The 6,054-nt window shown below is 64.4% G+C and carries 3 protein-coding genes; 1 reads left to right on the top strand and 2 read right to left on the bottom strand.

The genetic code is table 11. From position 1 onward, the window contains the following. Nucleotides 1-241 precede the first annotated feature (241 nt). Together HMPREF2710_RS02485 and dacB are read right to left on the bottom strand one after the other, a co-directional pair. Nucleotides 242-3,367, bottom strand: coding sequence for a DEAD/DEAH box helicase (locus HMPREF2710_RS02485; RefSeq protein ID WP_070599335.1), 3,126 nt, complete (start codon nt 3,365-3,367; stop codon nt 242-244). A 207-nt stretch (nt 3,368-3,574) separates the two neighbouring features. Then, nucleotides 3,575-5,155, bottom strand: coding sequence for a D-alanyl-D-alanine carboxypeptidase/D-alanyl-D-alanine endopeptidase (dacB, locus tag HMPREF2710_RS02480; protein WP_070599333.1), 1,581 nt, complete (start codon nt 5,153-5,155; stop codon nt 3,575-3,577). 330 nt (nt 5,156-5,485) lie between these two features. Between dacB and ppa the strand changes: the two genes are divergently transcribed. After that, on the top strand, nt 5,486-5,971 hold the full coding sequence (gene ppa, locus HMPREF2710_RS02475) for an inorganic diphosphatase (RefSeq protein ID WP_005504328.1): 486 nt from the start codon (nt 5,486-5,488) through the stop codon (nt 5,969-5,971). Nucleotides 5,972-6,054 lie beyond the last annotated feature (83 nt).

Here is a 6,054-nt window from a genome sequence, read left to right as displayed (position 1 = left end):
GCGCGATACTTTAGATTCTATAAGAGACGGTAATCATATACATGAACACTGGTTGAAAAACTTTCCTCATTTTGAGTATTGACATTAGGGTTAGGATGACTAAAATTCAGTCTTGGTGCTTCCGCCCAACCGAACCCTGAAATAACCCGATTGAACCCGGTTGCGGGCGCACCAAAGACGCCCCCGCAACGCAGCAGGCGGGGGAGTGTAGAAGAGCACAGAATAAGGGCTGCACTAGGTGCTACTCCACCAGGCCCGCGAAGCCCGACAGAGCCAGCACCTCCTCAACATCCTGCGGCACCGAACGCGCCACCCACGGCGAATGCACCAACACCGCCTGCCACTGACCGCGCGACACCGCCACATTCAAACGATTCGGCGACAGCACAAACCCGGCACCGCGCCCAGAATCAACCCGCGACGACGCCAACGACACCAGCACCACCGCAGCCTCCTGACCCTGGAACTTATCCACCGTGCCCACACGCACGCCAGCACCCGAAGAATCCGCCAAACCAGCAGCAATCAGCGCCTCACGCACACAATCAACCTGCGCGTTATACGCCGCCACCACAATGCAATCCTCCGCCGTCAACGGGCGCGGCTCAGCATCAGCCGCCGGAACCCACTCACGACCCAACAACTCGCGCACGCAATCCACCACCGCCTGCGCCTCCTGCACAGAACGCACCGAACAACCCGCATGCTCCACCGGATACGACACCACACCCGGCGCAACACCCTGCAGGGCGCGACCAGCCGTAGCCGCCGCGCTCGCCAACGCGCCATCATAGGACAGCCACGAAACCCGCTCGCACAACGCCGAATCCATACGCCACGACTCGCCCAAGAAATAGCCAAAACGAGGATCCAGCGCCGCCGCCCCGTCAGACAACCAGCCCAACGCCGAAACATCCACCGGGTACGGGTGCACACCCGTCGAGACCTGCGGCAACTGCTGCGGATCGCCCAGCAGAAGCACCGAACGCGCCGCACGAGCCGCCGCCACCGTATTCGTGAGCGAGAACTGGCCCGCCTCATCAACCACCAGAACATCCAGCGACCCGGCAGGCACGCGACGCTCACTCACGTAATCCCACACCGTGCCGCCAAAGAGCAGGCCGCCCGCACCAGAAATCAGCTCCACCAGCTCAGAATCAGACACCTCAGACCACGGGGCGTCCGGAATCACCGACTTGCCGCGCAGACGCACCGCACGCGAAACATCAAAACCATCACGGGCACAGCACGCCAACATAAGATTCTCAATCACCGCATGCGACTGAGCCACCACACCCACCTTCGCACCCTCAGCCACCAGACGCGCAATCACATGCGAGGCGAGGAAGGTCTTACCCGCACCCGGAGGGCCCTGAACCGCCACATAGGAATGGTCGAGAGCGCGAACCGCCGCGTGCACGGCATCCATCGTGGGCAGGTCAGAGCCGGAAAAATCAACCTCACGGGGTAGATTTTCTGCATTTTTGGCGTTTGAGGCGCCCTTCTTCAGGCGCGGCGCGCGGCGGAACAGCAAATCCGCGGAGGCGCTCTCCACCCCCGTCAGGGAAGCCGCCGCATCGAGCACGCTCGGCAGGGTGCTGGGGGAGGAGGGGGTATTGGAGGGCTTGGAATCCTCGCCGGGCACGGGGCCATTAAGCACGGGGTCGCTCGGCATGAGGGTGCCGTTGAACAGCAGCCCGTGCACATCAGCCTGCAGAGCCGCCTCAATCGTCGCCGTAGACACCGGATCGCCAGGACCAATACCCGAAGGCAGGGCACGGTGCGGCTCATCCTTCACGCGGATGCGCTCCTGCAGAAGCACCTCCAAGAACTCGCCAGCCGACTCTGCGCCAGCCGACTCGCCGGTCGACTTGCCGGACTCTGGGGCAGCCTCTTCGGGATCCGCAGAACCCTCAGATCCGGCACGGAAACCGCCCTGCGCCACCGCCAGCACACGCATGCCAAAGAAACCCGTCGCCGCCAACTCAGCGGGCACACGCTCACCCGGATTCGACGCACGGAAATAATTCACCTGCGACTCCATACGGTCCAGCGCAATCTGCGGGCTCAACCCCGCCTCATACGCACAAAAAACCGCACGGTCAGAGGGCGCAATCACCAGGCTCGGGTCAGCCTCAATTCGCGCACGCAACAGGCGCACCTGCGCGCCGCGCACACGATACCAGCCGGGGGCATCTTCGACCTCGGCGGGCTCCTTCATGGCGGCGGCAAGCGCCTCCAGGTCTGCGGGGGTATTCAGAAGAGCATGCGCATGCTCCACCGAAAGCACCTGCACCCGATCAAGGTACGCATAATCGCGGCTCGCCACCCACGCCGTCGGGCCGTCCTCCAGACGGCGAATGTGCTCACGCCAGAACGGGGCACGCTCGCGGCGGTGATAATTCGTCATGGACAGCAACATCGCCGCCTCAAGCTCACCGGTACCCCAGCCGTGCTCCGCCGCGTGCTCCTCCAGGGATGCGAGCTGGGCATCTAGCAGGCACTGCAGGCGGTACTGTTCGCTGTCGTTCTCCACCGCGGCGGGCACCCTGTACATGACCGGGTGCTCCTCAGTTGCGGGGTCTTCGGCGGTATCTTCGGCAGTGTCTTCGGTGACGAGCTCCGGGGCGTCGGTCGCGAGGGCAAGAGATGCCGCCGCGTTCAGACACGCCGGGCACTCGTCGCAGGTCAGAAAATACGGGATGCGCTCGGCAAGTTCCGCCGGTTCTACGCCCTCGTTCAGCGCCTCGGTGAGCAGCAGGAGGCGCTGCTCCTGCAGGCGAATCAGCGGCAGAATACGTGCCGAATCAACCCGGTGAGGTTGACCAGCGGGGGAGGAGTGCTCAGTATGCTCCGATTCGGGTTCCGCGCCGTGCTCCAGGCAGAGATCGAGGCGCACCGCATTCTTGGCACTTTCGGTGGCGCTCTCAGTGGCACCGGCGGTCAGCAGATGCCCCACCAGGGCACCGCGCAATAGTGCCCGATGCGCCGCCTCACCCAGGTGCGGGGTGCAGACGATTCGGGCGGTATTGCTCTCGGCGGTGCTGTCCGTAGCCGGGCAGTCGAGGCGGTCGAGCTCCACCGTGTAGGTCAGCCCCGCCGCGGAGATCGCCACCAGGGGCACCGGGTGCGCTGTGCCGCCCGCATGCTCACTGCTAACTACTCCACTGCCGACTACTGCACTGCCGACCATTCCGCCCTCGGTTAGCACCCGCAGGCACTCGCGGTACGCTTCGCGGGCGCGCTCCAACTTCTCGTGGGTCGGGTGGGCAGACTGCTTCTGCGCACGCTCCCGAAGCTCGGTGTAGAGCCGCATCTCGCAGGCGGAGGTTGCGGTCAGATCAGCGAGGGTGAAGGTAAGGTCCATGGTGACTTTTCTGCTGGAGGAGAGAGAAACAAGGCGGGTGTGAAACCCTGCCGGGTAAGTGGGCATGTGTCCCGGTTGAGGAGCCTATTGGCACCTGCCGCTGCCCTCACCCGAGAGGTTGATTTTCAGGTTTCACGTGAAACACTACAGAAAATCAACCTACACGGGATGATTTAGGGAGCTTTCGGGGCTATCCGGGTGAACACACTAGGAGACTGCACTCGCCGCGGCCGCGGTAGAAACTGCCGCCGCGGGCGCCGCCGAAGCGCTCGCCGCTACCGCAGAGGGGCTGGCAGAAGCACTCGGCGCAGTCGAACGGTTCGCAATCGCCGCCGCCGCCGCGTCCACGCGTTCCTTCGCGGCAGGTAGTGCATCCGAGCCGCCCAGATCGTTCAGAATAATCGCGAAAATCAGGCGGGTGCCGTCGGGTCGGGTCGCCACACCGCACAGCGAAGACACCGTGTACAAGGTGCCGGTCTTCGCCTGCACAAAAGTGCGTGCGTGCACGGCGTTCGCCGCACCAAAACGACCGGACAGGGTGCCGCTCACGCCCGCGACCGGGAACGTGCTCATCAGCTGCTCCGCATGCTCATCAGCATTCAGCAGAGCCACAACCTGCACGAGGGTTCGGGCGGTCACGCGGTCCGTCAGGGACATGCCGCACACGTCCGCCTGCACCAGGTTTTCAATGTTCACGCCGGCATCCACGAGCGCCTGGCGCACGGTCTGCTGTGCCGCCTCGCCGCTGCCTTCCTTACCGGCGGCGATGGCGGCGCAACGGCCGAGCACCTCGGCGAGGGCGTTGTCGGATTCGAGCATCATGTGTTGTGCCTGCTCCAGCAGGGTTGCCGATTCGACCGCGGCGATTTCAACTGCTTCCGCGGGGGCGGTGCGGCGCTCCGCGAGGGTAAAGCTCATGCCGGACTCCTTACCGGCGGTGTTGAGTGCATCCACGAACGCCTGCTGGGCGGCAACCGCCGCATCGTCCGGGCGTACCGGGTTGCTTGCGGTGGACTTGCCCGGCACCGTGTGCGATTCGAGCGCAATGGGGTGAATGGGCGTGATCTGGCCGGACGCCACGTCGGCGGCATCCCAGCCGGGGTTCACGCCGGGGCCGCTGAAGAAGGTGCCGTCAAGGTAGACGGGCAGCGCCGCGGTCGGCTTCTCGCCCTGAAGAAGCGCCTTCACGGTCAGCTCGGCGAGGGTGGTCAGGCCTGCGCGTCCGACGATCTGCTTCGGGTTGGAAGCGCCCGCACCGAGCAGGGTGTCGCCGCCTGCCATGAGGTACAGTCCGGCGGAGTCGCGGGTGACGCGTGTGCGCAGGCGCGCCTGCAGGTTTGCGTAGTGGTTGAGCGCGAACAGGGTCAGCACCTTAAAAGTGGAGGCGGGCACGCGCGCGGTGTCGGCGTTGGCGGCGTACAGGTCGGCGGGCGCGGTGGCCGCCTTGATGCTGGGCAGGTTGCCGTCCATGCCGGTGACGAGCAGGCTGTACTGCGGGTAGGTGCCGTCCGCGAAGAGCGTGGTGAGGGCGGCACGTAGCTGTTCCTGTTCCGTTTCGGACAGTGCGGGTGCGAGGGTCGGGGTGGCGCTGGGGGTTGCGGAGGCGGTCGCCTCGGCGGTGCCGGTGGGGCTGCCGGTTGCGCTGCCGGTGGGGCTTGCGGAACCTTCGGGGCGTTTCTGTTCGATTGCGGCGGATCCGCAGGCGGTGAGGAGGAACATGCCGCCGAGGGTGAGGGCGGCGCGGCGGGTGAGGGTGGTGGTCTGGGTGTTGTGCTTGTTGGAAGGCATCTTTTGAGCATAGCGGGCGGATGGGGTGCCTATCGAATTTACGCGCCGGTGCTGGGATGCTCATGCCGCGCTCCTGCTACCCCTCACGAACCCTATCTGGGCTGCCCGGCAGGCGGCCGGGTGTGGCGGCGGGGTGCGCTGGCGGGCGTGGGACTAGGCGGAATGTTAACTGTGGTGTGAGCGTGGTAAATTACGCTGGTTTTGGCGCCGAATACGCGGTTTCGGTGTGCGTGAACGGGTTACAATGGGTGAGTTCAACACCTAACTTTCGCACCTTGCGCGCCGAAGTCGCCGCGAAAGTGACTCTAACTCACGAGAAAGAAGGTTCCGATGGAACTCGACGTCACTATTGAAATTCCCCGCGGCTCCCGCGTGAAGTACGAAGTGGACCACGAGACCGGCCGCCTGCGCCTGGACCGTGTGCTGTTCACCTCCATGCAGTACCCCACCGCTTACGGTTACTTCGAGAACACCCTCGGTGAGGACGGCGACCCGCTGGACGCAATGCTGATCCTGGACGTTGACGTTGTTCCCGGCGTGCTGGTTGAGTCCCGCCCGGTCGCAGTGTTCAACATGACCGACGAGGCAGGCGGCGACGCTAAGGTTCTGTGCGTTCCCACCGACAAGCGTTACGACCACATCAAGTCCCTGGCTGATGTTCCGGAGCAGCTGAAGGCTGAGATTCAGCACTTCTTCGAGCGTTACAAGGACCTGGAGCCCGGCAAGTGGGTTAAGGGCGAGGGCTGGGAAGACCTGGCTGCTGCTGAGAAGATGGTCCAGGAGGCTATCGACCGTTTCGCAGCTGAGGGTCACTAAGCTGCCGCACCGTTAGGTGCACCCGGTTTTTGTAGGGGGCGTGTTCCCTGCGTCTGGTTCGTGCGAGTTTTCGTGCGTGCTGG

This window comes from Rothia sp. HMSC069D01 (genome assembly GCF_001810135.1).
Lineage (GTDB): Bacteria > Actinomycetota > Actinomycetes > Actinomycetales > Micrococcaceae > Rothia.
This window is presented reverse-complemented; position numbering and strand designations above follow the sequence as displayed.

Coding starts and splice junctions, on each gene's coding strand:
- ppa (WP_005504328.1), top strand. CDS start 5,486: ATGGAACTCGACGTCACTATTGAAATTCCCCGCGGCTCCCGCGTGAAG.
- dacB (WP_070599333.1), bottom strand. CDS start 5,155: ATGCCTTCCAACAAGCACAACACCCAGACCACCACCCTCACCCGCCGC.
- HMPREF2710_RS02485 (WP_070599335.1), bottom strand. CDS start 3,367: ATGGACCTTACCTTCACCCTCGCTGATCTGACCGCAACCTCCGCCTGC.